The sequence below is a fragment of the Iodobacter sp. genome, from assembly GCF_025352645.1.
In the GTDB taxonomy this organism is placed as follows: domain Bacteria; phylum Pseudomonadota; class Gammaproteobacteria; order Burkholderiales; family Chitinibacteraceae; genus Iodobacter.
The window spans coordinates 23,964-47,289 of sequence record NZ_JANXSO010000164.1 but is presented as its reverse complement, the minus strand read 5'-3'; the positions used below and the strand labels follow the sequence as shown (position 1 = coordinate 47,289).

General features: G+C 48.4%; 23 protein-coding genes and 1 pseudogene. 20 read left to right on the top strand and 4 right to left on the bottom strand.

The window, feature by feature from the left end:
• Nucleotides 1-1,079: 1,079 nt before the first annotated feature.
• Both Q0R17_RS18310 and Q0R17_RS18305 read left to right on the top strand, forming a co-directional pair.
• Nucleotides 1,080-2,471, top strand: a complete 1,392-nt coding sequence (locus Q0R17_RS18310; RefSeq protein WP_293937704.1) for an McrB family protein — start codon at nt 1,080-1,082, stop codon at nt 2,469-2,471.
• Between the two features lie 2 nt (nt 2,472-2,473).
• Nucleotides 2,474-4,804, top strand: a complete 2,331-nt coding sequence (locus Q0R17_RS18305; RefSeq protein ID WP_293937703.1) for a DUF2357 domain-containing protein — start codon at nt 2,474-2,476, stop codon at nt 4,802-4,804.
• A gap of 512 nt (nt 4,805-5,316) precedes the next feature.
• Here the strand turns inward: Q0R17_RS18305 and Q0R17_RS18300 are convergent.
• Entirely contained in the window at nt 5,317-5,889 is a 573-nt protein-coding gene (locus tag Q0R17_RS18300) for a DUF4337 domain-containing protein (RefSeq protein WP_293937702.1), read from the bottom strand.
• A 609-nt stretch (nt 5,890-6,498) separates the two neighbouring features.
• Between Q0R17_RS18300 and Q0R17_RS18295 the strand changes: the two genes are divergently transcribed.
• From Q0R17_RS18295 to Q0R17_RS18275, 5 genes and pseudogenes are all read left to right on the top strand, one after another.
• A complete protein-coding gene (locus Q0R17_RS18295) occupies nt 6,499-8,445 on the top strand; it encodes an FAD/NAD(P)-binding protein (protein WP_293937700.1) in 1,947 nt (648 codons plus the stop codon).
• 168 nt (nt 8,446-8,613) lie between these two features.
• Nucleotides 8,614-8,918 (top strand): annotated as a pseudogene (locus Q0R17_RS18290) (transposase); the annotation flags it as partial.
• 594 nt (nt 8,919-9,512) lie between these two features.
• Complete coding sequence (locus tag Q0R17_RS18285; protein ID WP_293937698.1) at nt 9,513-9,689, top strand: hypothetical protein; 177 nt, start codon at nt 9,513-9,515, stop codon at nt 9,687-9,689.
• Between the two features lie 73 nt (nt 9,690-9,762).
• Complete coding sequence (locus Q0R17_RS18280; protein ID WP_293937696.1) at nt 9,763-10,095, top strand: hypothetical protein; 333 nt, start codon at nt 9,763-9,765, stop codon at nt 10,093-10,095.
• Nucleotides 10,096-10,099: 4 nt separating this feature from the next.
• Nucleotides 10,100-10,816, top strand: a complete 717-nt coding sequence (locus Q0R17_RS18275) for a conjugal transfer protein TraL (protein ID WP_293937694.1) — start codon at nt 10,100-10,102, stop codon at nt 10,814-10,816.
• Between the two features lie 361 nt (nt 10,817-11,177).
• Here the strand turns inward: Q0R17_RS18275 and Q0R17_RS18270 are convergent, their stop codons facing one another.
• Genes Q0R17_RS18270 through Q0R17_RS18260 form a run of 3 tightly spaced genes read right to left on the bottom strand, consistent with a single transcriptional unit; the run spans nt 11,178 to nt 14,825 of the window.
• Entirely contained in the window at nt 11,178-12,209 is a 1,032-nt protein-coding gene (locus Q0R17_RS18270; RefSeq protein WP_293937692.1) for a phage portal protein, read from the bottom strand.
• Complete coding sequence (locus Q0R17_RS18265) at nt 12,206-13,057, bottom strand: terminase large subunit domain-containing protein (RefSeq protein WP_293937690.1); 852 nt, start codon at nt 13,055-13,057, stop codon at nt 12,206-12,208. The genes Q0R17_RS18270 and Q0R17_RS18265 overlap by 4 nt, the downstream gene beginning before the upstream one ends.
• A 1-nt stretch (nt 13,058) precedes the next feature.
• Nucleotides 13,059-14,825 (bottom strand): terminase ATPase subunit family protein, encoded by a 1,767-nt coding sequence (locus tag Q0R17_RS18260; protein ID WP_293937688.1) that lies wholly within the window; start codon nt 14,823-14,825, stop codon nt 13,059-13,061.
• Nucleotides 14,826-14,984: 159 nt separating this feature from the next.
• Between Q0R17_RS18260 and Q0R17_RS18255 the strand changes: the two genes are divergently transcribed.
• The 13 genes from Q0R17_RS18255 to Q0R17_RS18195 all read left to right on the top strand — a co-directional run bounded on the left by Q0R17_RS18255 (nt 14,985) and on the right by Q0R17_RS18195 (nt 23,294).
• Nucleotides 14,985-15,815 (top strand): GPO family capsid scaffolding protein, encoded by an 831-nt coding sequence (locus Q0R17_RS18255; protein ID WP_293937686.1) that lies wholly within the window; start codon nt 14,985-14,987, stop codon nt 15,813-15,815.
• A 30-nt stretch (nt 15,816-15,845) separates the two neighbouring features.
• Complete coding sequence (locus Q0R17_RS18250; protein ID WP_293937684.1) at nt 15,846-16,871, top strand: phage major capsid protein, P2 family; 1,026 nt, start codon at nt 15,846-15,848, stop codon at nt 16,869-16,871.
• Nucleotides 16,872-16,873: 2 nt separating this feature from the next.
• Complete coding sequence (gpM, locus tag Q0R17_RS18245; RefSeq protein WP_293937682.1) at nt 16,874-17,533, top strand: phage terminase small subunit; 660 nt, start codon at nt 16,874-16,876, stop codon at nt 17,531-17,533.
• A gap of 112 nt (nt 17,534-17,645) precedes the next feature.
• Nucleotides 17,646-18,113 (top strand): head completion/stabilization protein, encoded by a 468-nt coding sequence (locus Q0R17_RS18240; RefSeq protein ID WP_293937680.1) that lies wholly within the window; start codon nt 17,646-17,648, stop codon nt 18,111-18,113.
• On the top strand, nt 18,110-18,316 hold the full coding sequence (locus tag Q0R17_RS18235) for a tail protein X (protein WP_293937678.1): 207 nt from the start codon (nt 18,110-18,112) through the stop codon (nt 18,314-18,316). Before Q0R17_RS18240 ends, Q0R17_RS18235 begins: the two co-directional genes overlap by 4 nt.
• A gap of 2 nt (nt 18,317-18,318) precedes the next feature.
• A complete protein-coding gene (locus tag Q0R17_RS18230) occupies nt 18,319-18,681 on the top strand; it encodes a putative holin (RefSeq protein ID WP_293937676.1) in 363 nt (120 codons plus the stop codon).
• Nucleotides 18,678-19,754, top strand: coding sequence for an N-acetylmuramidase domain-containing protein (locus Q0R17_RS18225; protein ID WP_293937674.1), 1,077 nt, complete (start codon nt 18,678-18,680; stop codon nt 19,752-19,754). Before Q0R17_RS18230 ends, Q0R17_RS18225 begins: the two co-directional genes overlap by 4 nt.
• On the top strand, nt 19,751-20,245 hold the full coding sequence (locus Q0R17_RS18220; protein ID WP_293937673.1) for a hypothetical protein: 495 nt from the start codon (nt 19,751-19,753) through the stop codon (nt 20,243-20,245). Before Q0R17_RS18225 ends, Q0R17_RS18220 begins: the two co-directional genes overlap by 4 nt.
• 2 nt (nt 20,246-20,247) lie before the next feature.
• The gene (locus Q0R17_RS18215) at nt 20,248-21,390 is read left to right on the top strand and encodes a hypothetical protein (protein WP_293937671.1); all 1,143 of its coding nucleotides are present in this window, start codon (nt 20,248-20,250) and stop codon (nt 21,388-21,390) included.
• A complete protein-coding gene (locus Q0R17_RS18210; RefSeq protein ID WP_293937670.1) occupies nt 21,383-21,589 on the top strand; it encodes a hypothetical protein in 207 nt (68 codons plus the stop codon). Before Q0R17_RS18215 ends, Q0R17_RS18210 begins: the two co-directional genes overlap by 8 nt.
• Nucleotides 21,586-22,065, top strand: a complete 480-nt coding sequence (locus Q0R17_RS18205; RefSeq protein WP_293937669.1) for a phage tail protein — start codon at nt 21,586-21,588, stop codon at nt 22,063-22,065. Before Q0R17_RS18210 ends, Q0R17_RS18205 begins: the two co-directional genes overlap by 4 nt.
• Nucleotides 22,058-22,498 (top strand): phage virion morphogenesis protein, encoded by a 441-nt coding sequence (locus Q0R17_RS18200; RefSeq protein WP_293937667.1) that lies wholly within the window; start codon nt 22,058-22,060, stop codon nt 22,496-22,498. Before Q0R17_RS18205 ends, Q0R17_RS18200 begins: the two co-directional genes overlap by 8 nt.
• A gap of 13 nt (nt 22,499-22,511) precedes the next feature.
• Nucleotides 22,512-23,294 (top strand): DNA adenine methylase, encoded by a 783-nt coding sequence (locus tag Q0R17_RS18195; protein WP_293937666.1) that lies wholly within the window; start codon nt 22,512-22,514, stop codon nt 23,292-23,294.
• The last annotated feature ends 32 nt before the right edge of the window (nt 23,295-23,326 follow it).

The following is a 23,326-nucleotide window of genomic DNA, read 5'->3' as shown; positions in this document are numbered from 1 at the left end:
GATTCGACTAGGTTCGTTTGATGAGCGACAGGTAACAGGTGCAAAAAATGATTACTTAACTTTAACGCGAAAAGTGTCACCTATGTCTGTGGACTAAAGTGTTACCTATGTCCTTGACCTTTACACCCCACGAAGCACGAAGGCCCCTCGCTGCGGATAATCAGCTCGGCGACAAAGGCTGCTCGCTCGCTGCCTCGCTACCCCTTTGCCGAAACCCCGAGCCGCTTATTCCTCGCTCAGCGTGCTTCAAGGGGACTTTTAAGCCCGATACTGAGATCATTGCTCTTGGGTTTTTACATTGTTTGCTAATGCAAAATCAAATTCAGTTAACGCGTATATGGTTTATTCCCGGTTCTATCAACTCAAGCTTATGTTGTTAAGAGCGGTGGGTTTCGTAGGGTGGGCAAAAGAGCTTTATCTTGCCCACGCGGGAGGTACAGCGTGGGCATAAAAACGTACCCACCCTACAAGTACTTATGTTGATCGGATTGGGTTTACCTCGTTTTACGAGAAAATGGATTCTGTTGATTAAAATATTTTCAAGCCCAGAGATCTGGCTTTTATCTCTATTCATGGCACGGGGCTTAAAAATCCCCTTGAAGCACGCCGAGCGAGGAATAAGCGGCTCGGGGTTTCGACAAAGGGGTAGCGAGGCAGCGAGCGAGCAGCCTTTGTCGCCGAGCCGATTATCCGCAGCGAGGAGCCTTCGTGCTTCGTGGGGCGGCCTTCTTTGCTTACTTTCTTGGCCGTTCAAGAAAGTGAGGCCCACGCGGGGGCACCCGCACCAAAATTAACGTGCTGAAAGCACTAAAAATAATTTACTGAATAGAATCTAGTAAGCAAAATTGAACCGCTATACTCAATACCGCTCATCAAGTACAATTCAAAAGATAATTTAATTGATAGTAAGCCTCTCAACTTTCTAGGGTCAATAAAACCAGGTTATGAATAATTTAAGCCTTTATTTGAAGCCAGGAACAAAAATTGGCTCTCGATCACCCACTTATACAATTGAAAAAACGACTCAAGAGCTAATCTATCTTCGCTCTGAGCCTAATGCAAAAAATACCAATGGAACTTTGCGTTTAATTCCAACGATTGTCGTGATTGACTTACTGAAAGCTATTTCAGAAAAAAAGATGTCAACCGATGAGATTAATAGAAAAAGAGACGATAACGAGTCGGAAAAGTTATTTCAAAAATTAAAACTAGATCACGATCCTTTTATTCTTGGTTATGAATCAACGATTAAGGCCATTTGCGAATACTGCATTAACAATCCGCTCAGCAACTTAGTAAGCACAAAATCACAAAAACTCCCCAAACCCTTCCTCCTCCTCGCTGGCATCTCCGGCACGGGGAAGACGCGGTTTGTGCGGGAGCAGGCGGCGGCTTCTTGCCCGGCGAGCATCAATAACTATGCGCTGATTCCGGTGCGGCCAGATTGGCATGAGCCTTCTGATTTGCTGGGCTATGTCTCCAGAATTGGCGGCACGCATTATGTGGCTACGCCGTTTTTGCAGTTTATGGCGGCGGCCTGGCGGGGTGCGGTGCAGCCTAATACGGGCTACGTACTCAAAGATACCCAGGAGATCACCCCATTTTGGGCTTGCTTAGATGAAATGAATTTAGCGCCGGTTGAGCAATATTTTGCAGATTATTTATCGGTATTAGAAACGCGGCAATGGGATGAGCAAGGCTACACAAGCGAGGCTATTTTTGCGCCAAGCGCCCTGCTGAAATCTGAAGCGCCCCAGGTCATCAGCAAGCTACGCACTGACCTAGGATTTACCGATGCAACATGGGATGGGCTGTGGGCGCATTTTCTGCAAAATGGTATGCCGCTACCGCCCAACCTGATTGTAGCTGGTACGGTGAATATGGATGAAACCACGCATGGGTTTTCTCGCAAGGTGATTGATCGCGCCTTTACCATCGATTTTGGCGAGTTTTTCCCAAATGAATTCGATGAATACTTTAAGCCCAAACGCCAAGCCGTAACCCTCAGCTTTCCGCTTGCCTCACGCATCGCCGACCCTGCTGAGCTGGCCACGGTGCTGGCCGACCCTGATGGCAAAAAGAGCATCGCGTTTTTAAAACAGATCAATCACACCTTGGCAAACAGCCCTTTTGCCTTGGCATTTCGTGCGCTAAACGAGCTGTTGCTGATGCTGAAGTGCTTTTCACCGCAAGATGAAGCCGCGCTGTATGCCGTGTGGGATGATTTTTTAATGGCCAAATTACTGCCCAGGCTAGAGGGCGATGAAGACAAGCTCAGCAATGAGAATGGCAACCTGCTGACGCAGTTAAATCACTTACTAAGCGCTCAATTTAAAGCCTTCCCCACCCGCCCTGATCTCTTTAATACCGAGAACGATGTTGCGCCGCAGATTAAATTTCGCTCGCTTATAAAACTAGATTGGATGAGTAAACGCCTTGAACGCGATCGCTTTACTTGCTTCTGGCCCTAGCCATGCCTGATCTGCTTAGGCTAGAAACCAGCGATTGGTCGCTTAATGTGTGGAGCCGCGATATTGCGCCCTCGCAAAAACAGCTCTCGGCTACCTTGGCCGCTAGGCAAGCCTCGGCCCTGCCTATGGCGATTCGGCTGCGGCCCTCTAAATTTAAAAGCTGCACCCCGCTGCCTTGCATTGCAGAACACGAGCTTTTGCTGCGCGAGCCTATTTTCTTTGAAAACCGCAGCTACGAATTTGAATTTACCTTTAGCCAAGCGATGGATACGGCAGAAATTCGCCATCGGCTGACTAGCGTTTGCGATGCATTTCGCTTCACCGGCAGCGCACTGCGTGGCACGCTCAATACTGGCAATGATGTAGGTTGGCTGCGCTTGGGCCTGCATTACTGCCGCCACGGCCAATGGCAAGAAGCGGCGCTGGCGTTTGAAGTGCTGCCGGTTAAAATGGTGATGGTGGATGATCTAGAAAAAATCAATGCCGCCATTGATCACAGCTATCCGCTGTGGCGCTTTGCCCTAGCGCAAAAGACCGATCACGAGCTAGCCCAATCCAGAAAACCGCATGAACGCTTCCCTTTGCTATGGCTGGCGCAATTTGCGGCACTGCGGGACGCCTTGCTTAAAGAAATCCACTATATCTGCAACGCCCCGCATAATCGGCTACAGACCAGCTGCCGCACGCTTCGCGCCGATCGCCTGCGAGGCAGAATGGGCTATCGCTTAGAAGAAAAAGTGGCCCAAGCGCTGGCAATAGGGGATACGCAGCGTCGCTTTAAAAGCAGCAGCCAACGCCTTTCTGTGGATACCCCAGAAAACCAATTTATTCGTATGGTTTTAGAATATAGCCGCCGCAGCTTGGCCCACTTTGCCAGCGCTGCTGCCGCACACAATACAGCGCCTGATCGCGAGCGAATTTCACCTGCATTTTTTGCTGAGCTGGCCCTATGGCAAAAACAGCTAGCCCAACGCTTGGCGCATCCCCTGTTTGATGAAGTCAGCGATTTTACTGGCTTGGAGCGCGAATCGCTGGTGCTGCACCAACGTGCGGGCTACGCTGGGGCGTATCGTATCTGGCAGCAATTAAAGCTGTATCTGGATGTGTTTGGGCGTCACGCTGCGATCTCCGTTAAGCCGGTTTCCGAGCTGTATGAAATCTGGTGTCTGCTAGAGTTACGCCGCCAACTCTTAGCCTTAGGCTTTGAAGAGCAAGCCAGTCATAAAGCATTGCTGCAGGAAAAAAATCTAGAAAAAGTATTGCAGAATGGCTTAGGTGCGTCCTTCAGCTTTAGCCGTAGCGATGGCATCCTGCTGCGCTTGGCCCATGAGCCGATATTTGGCAAACCTAGCAGTAGCTATAACCAAATTTACTCTTGGAATGCCACGCAAAAGCCAGATATTTTGCTAGAAGCCACCTTCCCCAATGGCGAGCAAATTATCTGGATTTTTGATGCTAAATACCGCATTGATCAAGCAGATAAAGCAAACACGCCAGACCTAGCCCCCGACGATGCGCTAAACCAAATGCACCGCTACCGCGATGCCCTGATTCATCTTAGCCAATCGCCTGAAGGCGCAATCCTAAAAAGCCGCCCTGTAATCGGTGCTTACGTACTTTACCCTGGCTGGCATCCGCAGCAAGATACCGCCTCAGATAACCCTTATCACAAGGCTATCGAAGCGGTGGGCATCGGTGCTTTTCCCGCCCTGCCAGAGCAGGCCAATGGCTGGTTGGCCGCATTTTTACTGCAACATTTAGGCGGCAAGCCAAGCGCTATCGAATACCGTATCGAAGCACCCGATGAATACCTTGCCCAAGATTCGGTGCGCATCGCGCCGGCTGGGCTCTACCTGCGCCGTAACGGCCAACTGGTGTTTGTTGCCCCCACTGGTGGTGGCCGCACGCCAGCTTATCTAGAGCGCTTTAGGCAAGGCACGGCCCGCTGGTATCACATCCCCGTTGATACCATCAACAAGCAGCAAACCTCGCACACCATCATGCAAGACATCGCCCACTGCGCCATTGCCATCCACAGCAAGGGCAAAACCTCAGTGATCGACTATGTGTATGACGTGCGCTCTGTTAAACGTGTGGAGCGTAGCCAGATTTCTGCTGAGCAAGCAGGCAGCAATAAAGCCGCAGGCAGCGGCCAATACTGGCTATTTGAACTAGGTGCATCCCATCGGCTGGACGCGCTACTACAGCTTAATACCCAGCGGCCATTCAAATTTAAAATCACCAGCATGCGCGATCTACTAAGCGCCAGCAATGGCGATATGCTCGCCAAAAGATACGGCTATTTGTATCAAGAAGCTGGGCTGGATGCCTAGTTTGGGCAAGAGCAAGCGGAAAACCACAAGTTGCCCTGCATTTTAGGCAAGCAAACTAAAATGCCATTATTAGCCTAGGGTCTGTTGACGTTTCATTCACAATTGCGCTGAGCCGAAAAATGGCTAGGCACAAGGCATGCGACGAAGGCAATAACGGGTTATTGTCGAGGAGTATAACGCAGTGAATGGCCATTTTCCGGCCCAGCCCTTCGGGTTTGACCCATTTTTGGGGCTGCTCAGCGTTAAAAATCGCTAATGGTACTCGTGCCATGTCGCAATTTTTGCCTTGTTCAGCCCCAAAACTGGGCCAAACGCAGCCGTGAATGAAACGTCAACAGACCCTAGGTAAACCCTGATTAAATCGTCATTCCCAAATATTTCATCGGCAATCCCGAGTAAACACTGGATTAGCGCATGTGTGATAAAAACGAAATTGAATAAATAAAAATTTACCTAGTTATTTTATAAATATATTCTACTTATAATAGAAGCCAACAAAGTCGATATCTTAATTAGCTTAATAAAGCGGCAAGCCAACCGGGATGAAATGCCCAACCTAAAAAACCAGATAAACCAAATAACACACCAAAGCCACCAGAAACCCAGGCTAGCCCAAGCAACAACCAATTACTCACCAGCGCAGATACCGCAGCCACGGCTAATGCAATGGCGAGCAGTGCATCCGACATATCAAACTGATCGTCGTGATAGTTCATTTCGTCATAACTTTTAGAAAATCCTTTGGCTTTTTCTTGTAGTTGAGCTGATTCTTTTTCATATTTTACAATGGCATTTTGCTGCGTCACAATTTCTTCAGCAAAGAGTGCTTTATTATCCACGTTGCCATTAGTGGCCTGTAGCAGCTTAGCCTGATGCAATGCAGATTCAGATAAATGCAGCTTAAGTTTTTTAGATTGGTACTCAGACCAAGTATCAATCGAATCGGCCTTTGCCTGCTGCATAGCTTGCACAATATTGTCGTCTTTTACTTTGCTTATTGCCATAAAAACAGAAAGCAACACCACGGTAATCGCCACTGCATTATTTAAACGAGTATTAGATGATGTATTTGTTTCGATATCCATTGCGTAATCCCCACTAGTTATTATTAAAAATTAATTGCTGATTTTTTACTACACTTAAAATATATAGGCACAGAACGATCAGCATAATAAGTCCTGATTATGTCTATTGCTCAATAACGCCTAAATAAATCATTTTTTAGAACAGCGCCCTATTTTTTTATTTATAAGGCGGGTGAAACTTGTGAGCAATGTTCAATAAATACGCGGGCTTTACCCAACCTACGATATTTATGCTGAGTTTAAACAACAGCCATAATCAGACTTAACAATAGCTAAGGTGGCCAAGTCTTTAATTATCCTTGATAGGATGCGATCAGAATTTCCGCTAAGCATGGCTTAAAAAGCCTGCTTAGGCATCTGCTCAGTATGCAACAGATTTTTGAGTGGCAACAGGCTATTTAACTTATATAGATTAGAAGCTTCTGGCTAAATAGATTTAGCCAGAAGCTTTTTATACTGCGCGCTTCAAAGCCAGAGGGCCACCTAATATCGCTTAATAAGTTATTATCAATCTCATTCCACTTAGATATGGCTTTAGCTTGCCCACTTCATAACGAAGCCAAGCCTATTCCATCTCCTTATTTAACTCTTCATATAGCAGGGACTGCCATGAGCATCACACGCAGAGACTTTCTAAACGGCGTAGCCATAGCGATTGCGGCGGGTGTCGCCCCCATTAGCCTGCTACAAGCGGCACAGGGCGGCAATGCACTGGCCCACAAGACGCTAAGCTATCCACCCGCCCTCACTGGCCTACGCGGCAACCATCCGGGCTCTTTTGAGCCCGCACACAGCATCGCCTTCGGCGGCAAGCAATACAACTTCAAGGCCGCCCCGCTCGAAGGTGAGTATGACTTGGTGATCGTAGGTGCTGGGATTAGTGGCCTAGCAGCAGCCTGTTTTTATCAGCAATTAATGGGTGCGGATAAAAAAATCCTGCTACTCGACAACCACGACGATTTCGGAGGCCACGCCAAGCGTAATGAGTTCACCACCCCTGATGGCTTGCTACTGGGCTACGGCGGCAGTGAATCCCTGCAATCCCCGCGCTCGGTCTTTAGCCCAGTGGCACTAGGCCTGCTTAAGGTGCTTGAAGTGAATATCGACGAGCTGGCTAAGGGCTTCCAGCAGACCTTCTATCCAGATTTGGGCTTGAGTCGCGGCGTCTATTTCGATGAGAAACACTTTGGCGTAAACAAGATAGTCAGCGGCGATCCTGGTCACAGCGTGGCCGATGACATCCCGCGCGATCGCCTCAACGGCCGATCGCTAGCCGCGTTTATCGGCGATTTCCCGTTTAACGATATCGACAAAGCCGCCTTACTGGCCCTGCATGAAGAGAAAACCGATTACTTAAGCGGCATGACTCAAAAAGAGAAAGACCTCTGGATCACCAAGAATAGCTACACCACCTTTTTGCGTGACAAGGTGGGCCTTAGCGAGCGGGCGATCACTTACTTCCAGCAGCGCACCAGCGACTTTCAAGCGGTTGGCATCGATGCCACTGCTTGTTCTGATGCGCGGCTCTGTGCCCTGCCTGGCTTTGGCGGCATGAACCTGACACCTCTTGATGCTGATGAACAAGCAGAGCTAGACGATCCTTACATCTTTCACTTCCCCGATGGTAATGCGGGGCTGACGCGCCTGATGGTGCGCAAGCTTATCCCGCAGGTGGCCCCCGGCCACACTATGCAGGATGTGGTGTTAGCCAAGTTTGACTACAGCCAACTCGACCAGCCTAAGCACAAAGTACGGTTGCGCCTTGGTAGCACAGCGCTGCAGGCAAAAAATATCCATCGCACCGATAAAAGCAAGGGCGTCGAAATCAGCTACATCAAAGAGGGCAAACTTTATCGGGTGCGGGCCAAGCAGTCGATCATGGCCGGTTACAATATGATGATTCCCTACATTGTGCCCGAGCTGCCGGAGCCTCAGAAAAAAGCGCTACACCAAAACGTGAAGGCGCCGCTGGTTTACGCCAATGTGGTCATCAAGAACTGGCAAGCCTTCGTTAAGCTTGGGGTGCATGAGATCTATTCACCTACGGCCCCTTATAGCCGAGTCAAGCTGGACTACCCCGTGAACCTCGGTGGCTATGAGCATCCAAAAAACCCTGATCAGCCAATGTGCCTGCACATGGTTTATGTACCAACCCTGCCAAATACGGGCCTATCGGCACGCGAGCAATCTCGCATGGGGCGCGCCACCCTCCTCGGCATGCCTTTTGAGCAGCACGAGCAAATGATCCGTGAACAACTACAGGGAATGTTGGGCGCCGCTGGCTTTAACCATGAGCAGGATATCCTCGCGATCACGGTAAACCGTTGGTCCCACGGTTACTCTTACACCACGAACACCCTGTTTGACGATGAAGAGCAGAGTGAAAAGTGCATTGAGCTAGCTCGTCAGCCCATCGGCAACATCACCATTGCCAACTCTGACTCTGATTGGAGCCCCTACGCCCACTCCGCCATCGATCAGGCCTGGCGCGCGGTTAACGAGCTGGCCACCATGAAACAAGGATCGGCGCTCAAAAAGAAGGTCACCAAAATCTAAAAATTGAATAGCATTTGGGAAGTTTGCTCAGGCCGATAAACTCCCCGCTTATATGATTGGCGGGTGATTTTATCTATTAAGCTGCGTAAGAATAAACGCATGAGCAAACCTGAACCGAGCAAATCCCACACATTGGAGCGCCTGTCACGCGGCACTTAAATCGCGCAATGGCATGCACTCTTAACAGGAAAAAGGGGATAGCAAGCTAAATTTAGCGATGCGGCCATTCAGTTTTGCTTAACTATCAAGTGCCTATTTAATCTGCCACTACGCCAAACAACAGGCTCTGTAGAAAGCTTACTTCGACTCGCCAGTGTAGATTGGAAAGTGCCAGACTCCCGCACGATCTGCCGACGAAAAAACGTCTTAAGGTCGTCATCTCGGCACAAAAAAACATGGGCGGCTTGCAATGATTGGTCGACAGTACGGGTATCAAGATGCTGGGCGAAAGCGAGCCCATGTGGAAAGTAAGAATATTTTGTATGCGTGGTTGTCACATAAAAATAAAACTCCATCCGTACAAAATCCGGTACACCACAAAGAAAAAGCCCCGCATAAGCGAGGCTAAGTCTTTGATACTATTGGTCGGAATGAGAGGATTCGAACCTCCGACCCCTTGCACCCCATACAAAATGGTCGTATCAGATAGTCAAATGATTTTATTCATTATTTCTAAAATCGTTCTAATAAAAAAACGTGCTTTTTTCATTCAAAGAGGCTTATTTTAATTGGTTTTTTAGATATAGTATTAGAACAAATGAAAAAAGTAAATTTATAGCGTTTAATTCTAGAAAAGAGCTTGACCATTTATCACGTTTTAAATTATGATTTGTTCATGTGTTCAATAGCACATACGAGTTTTGCAGCTCGGTTACAAAGGCGGATATACCGTCGCAATGACGGTTTTTTTACGTCCGTATTCTACTGGTTCGGCCACTTCTATGGCGGGCAGTAGTAGGGAGGCTTCGGCCTGCCGGTTACCTTTGTCCGGTCTGCAAACCTTGCTACTGCCTGTCACCCCGTTTTGCAGCGGGGGCGGGTTTACCCACTACAAAGGAAGCCGCACCATGTTTAAGTTCATCTCAAAAATCCTTCGCGCTCTATCCCCTCTTGTTTCGTCCCCTATTGCCTCATTTTCGTCCCGTGATGCCGCTTGCGAGCTTGGCGCTCAGCTGGTGGGCCGTGGTGAGCGCGTCGTTATTCAGCCTTCGGCTTGCGGTTTCCTTGTTTCTCGGGTTTTCTAAACACGCTCTAAACAGTTTCTAAACAGAAACTAAACAACGCTAAACACAAACAAAACACTTTATAAGCATGTTTATGGACGATGAGCTTTTAAATTTAGCCAATCGTAAACCATCAAGTAAAGCTGCCCAGCTTCGGGCAGCTTTGCCTGAGATTAATGCGGCGCTTGATGCCGGAGCTAGTCACTTAGAAATTTTGGCGGCCCTGAATAAGCGTGGTTTTAATCTTAAGTTTACTGTTTACCAGACGATGCTTTTTAGGATTAAAAAGCAGCCGAAAAAGGAAAAACACAATGCGGCCAAGGCCACAGACACCGCCGAAAAAACGCCAGCGAAACCAGAGCAAAAACCAATCAGTGGCAAGCAGCCATTTAAGTTTAAAAATACAGCAGAAAACAAATGGGAATAACAAAATGAATATTCATTTCATATTGCAGGGCAAAGGTGGCGTAGGGAAGTCTTTGGTCGCTTCATTATTGGCGCAATATTTAACTGATTCAGGTTCTGCATTGTTTTGTGCGGATACAGATCCCGTCAATGATACTTTTTCCCGATATAAATCAATTAATGCCGAACGGATTAATGTTCTAAATGAAAACCAAGAAGTTGATTCTCGTGTATTTGATTCACTGATTGAAAAATTAATTACACATGAGGGCTGCGCTGTTGTCGATAATGGGGCTTCGACCTTTATTCCCATGGCGGCATATTTGGCCGATAACGGCGTGGTTGAGCTGCTACAAGACATGGGAAAAACTGTGTACATCCATACAGTTTTAACGGGTGGGCAAGCGATGGATGACACTGTAAATGGACTGATTGCGCTGCTGAACAGCCAACCGGCCCAAGTGGTAGTCTGGGAAAATGAATTTTTTGGGGAAGTAGAACGCGATGGTAAAAAGTTTGTGGATCTCAAGCTCTATACGGCGAACAAAGCCAGGATAAAAGGCATTATCAATATCAAGCGCCGTAATCCTTCGACCTTCGGAAAGGACATCGAGCTGATGGTTAGCAACAAACTGACGTTTGCCGATGCGCTCGCCTCCGAACAATTTAGCCTTATGCCACGCCAACGACTGGCCACAGTCAGAAAAGAAATCTATCAACAGCTTGAAGCTGCAGGCTTATAAAAATGAAAAAAAGACCATGCAATGTGGTCTTTTAAAGCCTGAAGGCCATACTGCAACGGTATGGCCGCTTAAAACTGCCAGTGCAAGTGCTTAACTGCATAAATCTGCAAGTTTTTTCACCCCTCAAAACTCCCCATCAAAGCCACACAGCCAAAGGCCGCAGCGATATTTATGCAGGTGCATAAAAACTACTCGATTAAGTGCGCGGGCGAGGCGGGGCTTCGAGTGCGCGCGCTGGGTGCTGATGGCAGGTTTTCTTACAAAATCTCGAAAATATGCAAAAAAGCCTGAAACGATGCATAAAAGCGAAAAAAAACCGCCCGAAGGCGGTTGATACATGCATGCACGCACGCACTTAAAACTATGGGCTCAAGCTATAGGGATTAAAACGGATCACCTCTACCCCTAGCCACTCATTCAACTCCAACAATCTAGCTTGTAGTGGGCGCACTTCATTCTGGGCAAACACCAAAGCGGCTTTCTCTACATCACCAAAACCGCCCGTATTATGCGGAATGATGCCCATCAGTTGCGGTGGTACACGGTGCGCCGATAGCTGATCATCACGTGTTACTGACTTGATATTAAAGAACTCATCCTTTGCAGCAATATCAGCCACTGGGATCACCTGCAGGCCGTCTTTCTTCCCGTTAGGCGCATACATAAACAAGTTTCTGAAATTGCCCGGGCCTTTGCTGTCTTTCAATGCTTTACGCAGCGTATCCACATCATCCTGTTGCTGGGCCGGATCAGTCATATACAGAATAAACCCTGCGTGGCTGCCATTCTGGTAGTAGCGGCGGCGAAACAATGTGGCCGATTCATTGAGCCACACAGCATTTAAAGCGCTTAGGTACTCAGGAAGGCCATATACCTCTTGGCTCACATCGTGCTCCATTAAGTGAAAGATCGATCCTTTCTCGAATTCGTATTCATTTTGATAGCCTTGAACAAAATAGTAGCTATCCATATCAATACCGCGCCGTGTGTACTTCGCTAGGCTAGGCTTAAGTGCCAACAATCCCCCTAAGCGGTTGAGGCGTTTTTCCATATAGGCATTGCCGAACAACATAAATTCAAAAGCAAATCGGCCAAAATCAGAACGGCTTAAAAGGGGGTGCGGCTCAAACGTACCTACCAAAATATTACGCTTCACATAGATCGCACTGGAATGATGAACTGCAGCCCGAAACGTGCGCGTTAAACCATCGAGGGAAATAGGCGGCTCAAACCATTTCCCCATACGTGTGCACTCCACATAATCCAGCAACTCACGGCGATCAAGCACTGCCACCGGCTCACCAAAAGTAAACGCCTCAGCGTGGGTTTGTTGCGTAGCTAAAGCCTGTGGCGCTTGGGTTTGTGCCATACGTTTTGCATTGCGTTTACTCATTTCAATACATCTCCAGACTGCTGCTGTTTGTTTCGGTTGTGGCTACCGTCAATAAATTGGCAATAAAACAATTGCAACCATTCATCAGGGCTGAATTCAAGGCGCAATTGATCCAAGTCCAAGCCGAATAAATTGCAGCCGCCTGCCTGCGCATCTTCAATCGTAACGATCTGCCGCCACTGCCCATCTTCACAGCGCCTGCCTTTGCCCAGTGCCACGTAGCTCACATCCAGCGGCATCTGCTCTGATTTAGCTTCACCGCAATTTAGAGACGCTCCACTCCAAAAGGGATAAGCCTCATGCCTTAATGAGGAAGGCGTAGAAAAATACGTTTGTCGATACTGGTTCTGGCTGGCCAGATCTGCGGCCCATTTTTTTAATTTATGAGACCAGTTAAACCAAAAATACTCATCCACATAAAGATTGCCGTGGTAGATCTGCTCACCCTCGCATTCAGTATCCAAAAAGCACAGATCACATTTAGAGCCTAAAAAAATCAATTCAGCCTTATTAGGCAAAACAATTTTTTTGCCTTTTAATTCAATACCGGCATATGCATAAGCAAATTGCTGAATATATGATTTAAATTGATGAGCCTGCCCCTTACTAGCAGCCAAGAAAATCTGATTACGGCCTGTTTCCAGAGCATCAAGAAAGGCCTCATGTGCAAAATAAGAGGTAGCGCCAATCTGGCGGCTTTTTAGAATATTGCGGATTCGTTCAGTCTTGCCCGCCTGATACCAGGTCAGCTGGTGATCAAATAGTCCTGCCATAAATGCGCTAGCCAATTTGCTACGCTGGGTATTGCTGATAGAAACAGATATGCGCTTATTACTGCGTTTATTCATATTAATAAATCTCCATAATGCTGCTGTTTGTTCCGGTTGTACCTTCGATAGGCTCATTGGCCATGGCGTGCATCGTTGCCCAAGCCAAATCCGCATGGCTGGCCTCTTCACTACGGCCAGCCATAAACGTCACTTGGCGGCCAGATGGGGTAATGGTTTTTTTGATAGACATGAATGCGGCCGCAATTTCGGTTTGAGCGCTGTCGAACTCCAAGCGCCCCTTGCTGATAACATCCAGCGCCTTAAACACAAGCCGTGACTTCACTTCGGGGGAATAGTTGAAACCGCGCGCTGCAGGGAAAAACTGCTTAACAAGCGGAAAAACCGCCTGGCCAATACCTGTGGTATCGATGCCGATATAGCTGACGTTATAGCGCTGCGTCATTTTCTTGATCGCCTCAGCCTGAGCCGCAAAATCCATGCCCTTCCACTGATGGCGCTCAATAATTCGAAACTTGCCCCCCGCCACCAGCGGCGGGGCTAATACAACGCAACCGGCGTTATCACCAGTTAATGCCGGATCGTAGCCAATCCACACCTGACGATAGCCGAGGGGGCGCGCCGCAAATGGCTTGTAGTCATCTGCCCACACATCCCAGCTATCCACCATGCACTTTTGCATCATGGCAAAAGGGAAAACGCTCTCGCCATCATCAATAAACTGGCAATAAAATAGCTGCGCTAACTCGTCTGGGCTGTATTCCTGCCGCAATTGACCCAGGTCGAACAGATCGCAACCGCCAGCCAACGCATCTTCAATCGTAACGATCTGCCGCCACTGCCCATCCTCGCAGCGTCGGCCTTTTTTCAATGCCGCATGAGCAATATTTAGCTGGATCTGATCTTCTTTTGACCGGCCACGGTTAAACAGCGCTCCACTCCAAAATGGGTAGGCCTGATGGCTAAGTGATGATGGTGTAGAAAAATAGGTTTGCCGCCATTGCTTCTGGCTGGCCATCCCCGATGCAACCTTGCGCAGCTCTTGATATCGAGGGATCCAGAAGTATTCGTCTAAATACAAATTACCGTGATAACTCTGCGCCGTGCGCCCATTGGTACCCAAGAAAATAAGCTCAGCTTCATTAGGTAAAACAATTTTTTCACCTTTCAAATCAACATCAGCGGTTTCACGGGCAAATTGCTGAATGTAGGATTTGAACTGGTGGGCCTGAGCTTTAGATGCTGATAAGAAAATCTGATTGCGCCCTGTTTGCAGCGCATCAATCAAGGCCTCACGCGCAAAGTAATACGTCGCACCAATCTGACGGCTTTTTAGAATATTGCGGATTCGTTCAGTCTGGCCCGCTTCGTGCCAGGTTAGCTGATAATCAAATAGCCCCTCCATAAATGCGCTGACCAGCTTGCTATGCTGCTCGTCACTGATCGCATTTTGCTGTGGTCTTTGCCGTGGGCCTTTATTGCGATTAGCAATATTCGGATTTAAATCAGTTTCATTACCGCCATTGTTGTACTTGCGTACACGCGCGACTCGCTCGCTTTGCCTGCCAAGCAAATCAAGCTCTTTCAAATCGCGGCCTTCTTTTTTCTCCTTAAAAATAAGCTGTATTTGCCGCGCTTCTAAGGCAATTTCGACACGCTCTAGCGGGTCGGTCGCATCCCATCCATCGCGCCGTTTCCAGCTGTGAATCGTCACGGCTTTTAAATTCAGCTGCTCTGCAATACGAGATACGCGCCAGCCCTGCCAATAGAGAAGTCTGGCTTGGCGGCGCGGGTCTTGGTCGACATCAACAATAGATAGATTTTCCATGTCGCAAGCCTACGACGCGGCGCACCAATCATATAAACACTGCCTTTTGTCCCTGCGCTCAGTACATACGCCCCGCATTGCCGCACCTAGCGCCTGCCGCCGATGATGTGGTTTTTATTGACCACATTCCGACGGCTAACCCGACTAGGAACAGAACACATGGCAAAAAGTAAGTTTTTTCGCGTAGCTACTGAAGGCGCAACCACTGATGGTCGCAAGATTGACCGCACTTGGATTGAGCAAATGGCCGCCAATTACAACCCGGCTAAGTTTGGTGCGCGAGTGAATATGGAGCACATCAAGGGCGTTCTGCCAGATGGCCCGTTTAAAGCCTATGGCGATGTGATTGCCGTTGAAGCCCGCAAAGTAGAAGACAATAAAATGGCGCTATTTGCCCAGATTGATCCGACCAGTGATCTGATCGCCATGAATAAAACACGGCAAAAAGTATTTACCAGCATCGAGGTTGATCCAAGCTTTGCAGGCACAGGCCAAGCGTATCTGGTTGCCCTTGCCGTAACTGACAACCCAGCCAGCCTTGGCTGCGAAATGCTGCAATTCTCGTCTACAGCAGGCACAGGTAACCCACTGGCCTCCCGCAAGCAAAACCCTGAAAACCTCTTTACCGCCGCAGAAGAATTTAAGCTGGAACTGGAAGAAGAAAGCACCAACACCAACGGTGAAGGCTTGTTTAGCAAAGTAAAAAACTTGCTGAACTTTAAAGGCAAACAGGATGAAAGCCGCTTTTCAGATATTGGCCAAGCCGTCGAAGCCTTGGCAGAAAGCCAGCGTGATGTTTTGCAAGAACATGCATCGATGTCAACCAGCATCAAAGGTTTAAGAGATCGCCTTGATCTAGCTATTGCCGCCCAAGACAGCGCAGTCAGTGACTTTAATGGCCTGAAAACACAGCTAGGCAAAACAGATGCCAACTTCAACCAGCGCCCACCAGCCCAAGGTGGCGGCTCTGTTGTGCTGACCGACTGCTAATCCCCCCCAAAAAAAGCGAGCACAAACATAATGCGTAATGAAACACGATCTGTTTTTAATGGCTATACAGCGCAAATTGCCCAATTAAATGGCGTTGACGATGTAACCAAGAAATTTGCAGTCGCCCCAACGATCCAGCAAAAACTTGAACAAAAAATTCAAGAATCCAGTGATTTCCTTAAAAAAATCAATATGGTGCCAGTCACCGAAATGGAAGGTGAAACGGTTGGTATCGGTGTTTCCGGCCCTACAGCAGGCCGCACGGACACCACACAAAACGACCGCCAAACACGCGACTTAGCCAACTTTGAAAGCAAAAAATACAAGGTTGTTAAGACTGACTTCGATACGCATATTACTTACACAAAAATAGATCAGTGGGCAAAGTTCCCAGACTTCCAAGCGAAGATCCGTGATGCCATTACCAAGCAGCAAGCGCTTGATCGCATCATGATTGGTTGGAATGGGCGCAGCGTTGCAGTACAAACAGACCGGGCGGCTAATCCACTATTGCAGGATGTGAACATCGGCTGGTTAGAGCACTACCGCCAGGATGCACCAGCCCGCGTCATGAAAGAAGTAAAAGCTGGCACGCTAAAAGTGAAAGTCGGCCCAACTGTGGCGGCAGCTGATGGCTATAAAAACTTGGATGCCTTGGTGTTTGATGCCGTAAACGATCTGATTGATCCGATTTTTTCAGAAGATACCGGGCTGGTTGTCATTTGTGGCCGTCAATTGCTCAGCGATAAATACTTCCCAATTTTGAATGCAAACCAAGCACCCAGCGAGCAATTGGCTGCTGATATGGTGATCAGTCAAAAACGCATGGGGAATCTGCCGGTTGTCCGCGTGCCGTACTTTCCAGCAAACGCGCTGATGATTACTCGCTTAGACAATCTGTCGATCTACTACCAGGAAGGCTCACGCCGTCGCTCGATTGTCGATAACTCAAAGCGTGATCGTATTGAAAATTACGAATCCGACAATGAAGCGTATGTAATTGAAAATTACGCCCTTGGCTGCTTGGTTGAAAACATCGAGCTGGTGGCGGGTTAATCATGGGGCATGCGCGAGATCACTTTCTGCGTGAATCGGCAAAAACACTGGCCGATTCAATCGATAACCCATTAGTCAACGCCAACGGCTATGAGCTGATGCTGCATAAGCTGGCTTCTGATCGCCGTCGCTTAAAAGGCATCGAGTCTACCAAAGGCAAAGTAGAACTAAAGCGTGAGCTTTTGCCCGATTACCAGCCATGGGTAGAAGGCGCACTCGCTGGCGATGGCGGCGCGCAAGACGATGTACTGATGTCAGTTTTTGTCTGGTATATCGATGTGGGTGATTTTGCTGCAGCCCTTCCCATCGCAGAGTACGCGCTACGGCATCAGCTGCAATTGCCCGACCAGTATAAGCGCACGCTGGGCACACTGATTGTCGAAGAATTTGCAGATCAATCATTGCAGCAAAAGTGTGTGCCGGTCGAAGTATTGCAACAAGTCGATCTGCTCACACTTAGCTCAGACATGCCGGATCAAGTACGCGCAAAGCTCTATAAAGCGCTGGGCTTTATGTTGGCAGAAACGGATAAGCAACAAGCTTTCGATTACATGCAAAAAGCACTTGGTTTACATGACTCATGCGGCGTTAAAAAAGACAGAGACAAGCTCGAACGTGAGCTAAAGAACTTGGCCACCGCCAGCAATAACGGCGAAGGCTAAAAAAGGGCGACCCCGCAGCCGGGCGGCACGGGGTGGCGGTAGCAGCTTTTAAGCTTGCTTACCAAAACCCCGTCCACCGCCCCCCATTTCTGCAATACGTTCAAGGATTGCCATGTCTTTTATTGCACCCGCACCTGCGGAATCTATCGAAACACGCCCAATCCGTAATACAGATTTTTTCCCTGATTTGTATTTAGCCGCCACACGCGATGCGGTACGCCTAGATGGCACCGTGAGCGATTCTCGCCTGCGTGATGCCTTAATCACGGCGATGTTATCCGTGAATAAAGCCTTGGTGGGATGGAAACAAAAGCAGCTTGCTGCTGGTTTTAAAACCATTGCCGATGTACCTGCTGAAACGATCGATAACACCAGTGAATTTGTTCTGAATTATCGCCGTGCCGTTTATTGCACCGCCGCTGCCAATCTTAATGAAAAACTAAAAAATTTTGATAGCACAGCAAAAGGCCGCACTCAGGCCGAGCAGTTAAACGATCCAATCGACGATCACCGCCGGGATGCACATTGGGCCATCAATGACATTTTAGGGATCGGCCGCACAACCATTGAGCTGATATGAAAGTACGCGCAAAGCAAGGCGATACGCTGGATGCGTTGGTTTACCGCAACTTTGGCCGCACAGCAAAGCTAGTTGAAGTTGTACTGCAATTAAACCCCGGTCTGGCAGAGCTTGGGCCTGTCTTGCCACATGGCCAACTCGTTACCTTACCGGATAAAGCGCCCGCTCCAATCAAGGCCAATACCGTCAAACTCTGGGATTAAAAATGACAGAACCCGTTTCTACTTCGTATGCCACCAGCGCAGTGACCAGTCTGGCGGTGCTTTCCCTCTTCCCCGGAATCGATGCCGCTATTGTGCTTGGTGCATTCGCGGGTGCCGTGGTTTTCGTTATGACCTCCGATGACCTCACCATTTTGAAGCGTCTCGCCTTTATGGCCATCAGCTTTATCGCTGGCTGCCTTGCTGCTCAGAATGTAGCCAGCATGATGTCTAGTTTTTTACCAAAAATTGCCGTAAGCAATGGTGTAGGTGCTTTAGTCGCTGCAGCAATCAGCGTGCGCCTTCTGCTGTGGCTAATCAGGCGGGCCAATGACCCAAGCACGCTGCTGCCGGGGAAAGAAAAATGATCAGCCTTTTACAAACCACTCAAATCCTTGTTTGCAGCTTGATCGCCCTGCGGCTGCTTACGTTTCGCTCTCCTGCATCCAGCCACAAGCCACTACTGGCCGCGCTGGCTTATGCCTTAATCATTGCGGCTGCAGCTATCCCTATTAAGGCGCTCTTTCAAATTTCGTCACCTATTAGCCCTGCGGCCTTGTTCTTACAAATCGCCTTATGCGCTGCGCTGTTTTGTGTTCGCGGCAACCTAGCTCAATTATTTTTCAAAAAAAATAAGGATAAGAAAATGCGTATTTTAATTTTAGGTAGCCACGGGCAAGACGTTAGCGAGCTGCAATACCTCCTCACTGCCGCTGGGTTTAAAGTTGAGAGTGACGGCTGGTTTGGTGAAGCCACACAAGCAACTCTGTTGAAATTTCAAACCGATCGCGGCTTAGTCGTAGATGGTATTGCAGGCGTAAAAACACTCACCACACTGCGCTCTGGCAGCAGGGCTATACAGCATCTTTCTGAAGCCGATTTAATTAGTGCAGCAATAAATCTTGGTGTGCCTGTGTCAAGTATTCGCGCCATCAACACAGTAGAAAGCAGGGGTGAAGGTTTTCTAGAGAATGGCCGAGCCGTTATTTTGTTTGAGCGGCACAAGATGCATCAGTTTTTAAAAGAGGCCGGTTTAAACGCAGATGCCCTAGCTGAAAAATACCCCAATCTGGTCAATCCAAAGCGCGGCGGTTATTCCGGTGGCACAGCAGAATGGCTGCGCTTTGATATGGCCATGCAGATCCATGCAGAAAGCGCGATCAAAGCTACCAGCTGGGGCTTATTCCAAATCATGGGCATGCACTGGCACGCATTGGGCTATGAATCTGCGGAACACATGAAGCAGGCCATGGGTGAAAGCGAAGACCAGCAACTGGATGCCTTTGTGCGCTTTGTTAAAAGCGAAGAAGCACTGCTGAAAGCGATCAAAGCCAAGAAATGGGCCGAAGTCGCCCGCCTCTATAACGGCCCAGCCTACAAAGACAACTTGTATGACGTGAAACTGGCGCGAGCAGCTGAAAAATTCGAGGCAATGGCATGAGTTTAGCTTCGATATGGAAAGCACTCATTCTGTTCGCAGTTTTGCTGGCGTGTGCAGGCAGCTACTACCAAGGTATTAAAGATACGCAAGCCCGCTTTGTTGTGCAGCAGGCCACACAACAAGAACAACTTGCAAATGTGGTAGCAAAGGTGCATGAGCGAGAAAAAACCGCAATCGCCAGTGCCTCGCTGGCCGTGACCGATTTACAGGAACAGCTAAAAAATGAACAAACGGATAAAAACAGCTTGCTGCTTAATTTGCGCACTGAGCGCCGCCGCGTGCAGCTCACCCAAGCCGCCAGTAGCACTGATGCTTTGCCCACAATTGCCACCACTGGATACAGCGATCACACAAACTTATCCAGCGACTTACAAGCAACGGCTGAGCAAGATCTTGTCGAACTCGTCAGCGAGTGCGACCGGCTGGCAATCGTTCACCGAGGCGCACAGCGGCAACTGATCGCAGATCGGCAATTAGTTAATCAGGAATAACGATGAAAATGCTTGAGCAATTCACAACGACAAAAAGTATGCGAGAAGATACTGAGGGATCAAGCTTAGTATCTGGTATCCGTCAAAAATTTAGAGATGAGCTTTGCTGGCCAGCAGCTGAATTAAATACACGCTGGGGAGTAATAACATCGGATGGCGGGGTAGTTACTAAGAATGCGGGCGACATTACGCTGAGCAGTGGCGTTTTAGCCAGCGGCAATGCTGCAATTACCTTAGGCCTTACCGCAATTTCCCCATTCAAAGTAGCTGCAGCATTTAAGTTTTCTCAAGCTAGTCAGGTTAATTGTGACACTTTTTTTGAATTAATCGACAAGGCGGGCAATACAAAACTAGCATTCGCCTTTATTGGCGGGCTTAACCAATCCCAATGCAGAGTTTTATCATTTGAAGAAACAGGAATTGCTGCGTGGGAAAATGCCAATGTCACGCTTAATATCTCTGATCGGATAAGCACTGCGCGTATTTATGAAATTCAAGTTTATCCAGATGAAATCAGATTTAGCCAACGAGATCAAAACGGCATAGGCGGGCGATCTACAATTGCAATCCGCAATGTACGTATTCCAGATCCAAATACAGAATTAAGATTGCGTATTCGGATGACTAACATTACAACTCAAGCCATTGCAACCATGTTAAGTATTAGTAGCATATGCTTTTTAGATATTAATGAGCTACCTGTTGATTTAACGAATACAGGATCAGCCTCACCTGCTGAATCAATCCCCGTTACATTAACAAGCTATGTGACATCACTTCCCCTGCCAAGCCCCACATCGGGAAGCTATGCCATCCCTTATAGCTTAACGGCCACGGCGAGTACCAACGCCACACTAGTAAAAAATAGTGCAGCCAATTTAGGGGGAGGCGTTGTTACAAACACAAGTGCAGCAGCGGTGTGGTTAAAGATTTTTAATAAAAATACAGCGCCTGTCGTTGGCACTGATACACCCGTACTTACTGTTCAAATACCTGCCGGTGGCCAAGCAAGGGTCACCGATTGCATACCTGCAATAGGGATGCGGCTGCCATCTGGACTAGCCTTTTCCATAACGGCAAACCCAGCAAAAACAGATACAACAGCCATTGCTGCAGGCGTGATTGTGGAATTAATTTATGTATAAAAATGAAACTAAAACCGTTGAGGTTTTTGGTTGGCAGCATAGTGCCCCACACACCGCTGCTGGAGTCTGGCAAATTGAATTCAAGCCAGAAGAAGACACCCAAGGCCGAGGCTATCCAGACTGGATTCCAGAAAATAGCACCTTAGATCAGCCCCAAGTGGGTGCAGTACGCGATGTAGCCGCTAAGGTCTGGCGATGATTAAGCCCTCATCACTTCGTGGCCACCTCACCCATGCCTTGCCCTGTTTGGCTCAGAACCCGGATAAGCTGCATGTGTTTATGGATGATGGCCACATTGAATGTGGAGGTGGGTCGCTCTCATTTTTATACGTTTACACACTGACCCTTGTTGTCACGGATTGGGCCGAGCACGCAGATACACTGATCGTGCCTATCCTTGCCTGGTTATCAGTGAATCAACCCGAACTGCTGCACAACCACGAACGCTGGGCAGACGGATTTACATTCCGCGCTGAAATTCTGAACCACAGCAGTGCAGATATTGAAATCCAGCTCAAACTATCCGAGCGGGTAGGCGTAAAAAACACCGCTGGCAGAATTGATGTGACTCACTTCCCTGAGCCGCCACTTGATCCCTATGCACAAGTTGAAAACTGGCAGCTGTTTATAGGCTCAGAAAAAGTAGCTGAATGGGAGCAAAAACCTAATGGCTGATTTTCAAGAGTTGGAATCATGGGCAAGCGCTTTGCTCTCCAATGTTGATGCTAAATCCCGCAAAGAGCTTGCCCGCAAGATTGCAAAAGATTTGCGGCAAGCAAATCAAAAACGCATTGCAGCACAAACAGATCCTGATGGCACAGCCTATGCACCACGCAAGCCACAAAGGAGGCAAGGTGCCATTCGTCGTGGCATGTTTAATAAGCTACGGCTGGCCAAGTACTTAAAAGCCCAGAGTGGCCCTAATGCCGCCGTTGTAGACTTCACAATGCAAGTTTCCCGGATCGCAAAAGTCCATCAATTTGGCCTGCGTGATCGCGTAAGCAGAAATGGCCCAGAAACCCAATATACAGCCCGCCCACTGATCGGCATATCTCAAACCGACATCCAAAAAATCGGCGAGATGGTTATCAACACTCTCGCCAAGTAATCGAAGTTAATCCATGAATCCAATTATTCCCTGGCTAGGCGGCAAGCGTCGCTTAGCTGACCGTCTTATCCCTTTATTTCCACAACATGAATGCTATGTTGAAGTTTTTTCCGGCGGCGCTGCGCTGTACTTTCAACGCCCTGTCGCAGCAAAAACCGAAGTGCTGAACGATATCAACGGCGAGCTGGTTAATCTTTACCGGATCGTGCAAAACCATTTAGAAGAATTTATCCGGCAGCTCAAGTGGGCCTTATCAAGCCGCCAGATTTTTGAGTGGGAGAAATCCAAGCGGCCAGAAACGCTGACCGACATTCAACGAGCAGCCCGCTTTTACTACCTGCAGCAACACGCTTTTGGCGGGCGCGTTGATGGGCAAAGTTTTGGTACCGCCACCACCGGCCCGGCAATCAACCTGTGCCGTATCGAAGAAAAATTAAGTGCGGCATGGATGCGCTTGGCCGGAACGTACATCGAGAATTTACCCTGGCAAGATTTAGTGAAACGCTATGACCGCGACCATACCTTTTTTTACTGTGACCCGCCCTATTGGCAAACAGAAGGCTATGGCGTGGAATTTGGCTTTGAGCACTATGAGCAACTGGCTGAATTTATGCGAACTTGCAAAGGGAAGGTCATGGTATCGATCAACGATCACCCCGATATTCGCCGGGTGTTTGCGGGCTTCTGGATGGAAGGGCTGGATATCAAATACTGCACAACCGCCCATGGTGCGCATAAGACCAGCAAAGAATTAGTGATCTGTAACTTTACGCCTGAAGCAATGGGCTTATTTTAATGTCCCAAACATAAACACACCCCCGCCTGAAT

Bases quoted from the DNA above. Each gene is read 5' to 3' on its own strand.
- gpM (WP_293937682.1), top strand. From the start codon at position 16,874: ATGGGGCATGCGCGAGATCACTTTCTGCGTGAATCGGCAAAAACACTG.
- Q0R17_RS18200 (WP_293937667.1), top strand. From the start codon at position 22,058: ATGGCTGATTTTCAAGAGTTGGAATCATGGGCAAGCGCTTTGCTCTCC.
- Q0R17_RS18280 (WP_293937696.1), top strand. From the start codon at position 9,763: ATGGACGATGAGCTTTTAAATTTAGCCAATCGTAAACCATCAAGTAAA.
- Q0R17_RS18250 (WP_293937684.1), top strand. From the start codon at position 15,846: ATGCGTAATGAAACACGATCTGTTTTTAATGGCTATACAGCGCAAATT.
- Q0R17_RS18235 (WP_293937678.1), top strand. From the start codon at position 18,110: ATGAAAGTACGCGCAAAGCAAGGCGATACGCTGGATGCGTTGGTTTAC.
- Q0R17_RS18195 (WP_293937666.1), top strand. From the start codon at position 22,512: ATGAATCCAATTATTCCCTGGCTAGGCGGCAAGCGTCGCTTAGCTGAC.
- Q0R17_RS18225 (WP_293937674.1), top strand. From the start codon at position 18,678: ATGATCAGCCTTTTACAAACCACTCAAATCCTTGTTTGCAGCTTGATC.
- Q0R17_RS18265 (WP_293937690.1), bottom strand. From the start codon at position 13,057: ATGAATAAACGCAGTAATAAGCGCATATCTGTTTCTATCAGCAATACC.
- Q0R17_RS18240 (WP_293937680.1), top strand. From the start codon at position 17,646: ATGTCTTTTATTGCACCCGCACCTGCGGAATCTATCGAAACACGCCCA.
- Q0R17_RS18215 (WP_293937671.1), top strand. From the start codon at position 20,248: ATGAAAATGCTTGAGCAATTCACAACGACAAAAAGTATGCGAGAAGAT.
- Q0R17_RS18220 (WP_293937673.1), top strand. From the start codon at position 19,751: ATGAGTTTAGCTTCGATATGGAAAGCACTCATTCTGTTCGCAGTTTTG.
- Q0R17_RS18275 (WP_293937694.1), top strand. From the start codon at position 10,100: ATGAATATTCATTTCATATTGCAGGGCAAAGGTGGCGTAGGGAAGTCT.
- Q0R17_RS18260 (WP_293937688.1), bottom strand. From the start codon at position 14,825: ATGGAAAATCTATCTATTGTTGATGTCGACCAAGACCCGCGCCGCCAA.
- Q0R17_RS18295 (WP_293937700.1), top strand. From the start codon at position 6,499: ATGAGCATCACACGCAGAGACTTTCTAAACGGCGTAGCCATAGCGATT.
- Q0R17_RS18300 (WP_293937702.1), bottom strand. From the start codon at position 5,889: ATGGATATCGAAACAAATACATCATCTAATACTCGTTTAAATAATGCA.
- Q0R17_RS18255 (WP_293937686.1), top strand. From the start codon at position 14,985: ATGGCAAAAAGTAAGTTTTTTCGCGTAGCTACTGAAGGCGCAACCACT.
- Q0R17_RS18210 (WP_293937670.1), top strand. From the start codon at position 21,383: ATGTATAAAAATGAAACTAAAACCGTTGAGGTTTTTGGTTGGCAGCAT.
- Q0R17_RS18270 (WP_293937692.1), bottom strand. From the start codon at position 12,209: ATGAGTAAACGCAATGCAAAACGTATGGCACAAACCCAAGCGCCACAG.
- Q0R17_RS18285 (WP_293937698.1), top strand. From the start codon at position 9,513: ATGTTTAAGTTCATCTCAAAAATCCTTCGCGCTCTATCCCCTCTTGTT.
- Q0R17_RS18305 (WP_293937703.1), top strand. From the start codon at position 2,474: ATGCCTGATCTGCTTAGGCTAGAAACCAGCGATTGGTCGCTTAATGTG.
- Q0R17_RS18205 (WP_293937669.1), top strand. From the start codon at position 21,586: ATGATTAAGCCCTCATCACTTCGTGGCCACCTCACCCATGCCTTGCCC.
- Q0R17_RS18230 (WP_293937676.1), top strand. From the start codon at position 18,319: ATGACAGAACCCGTTTCTACTTCGTATGCCACCAGCGCAGTGACCAGT.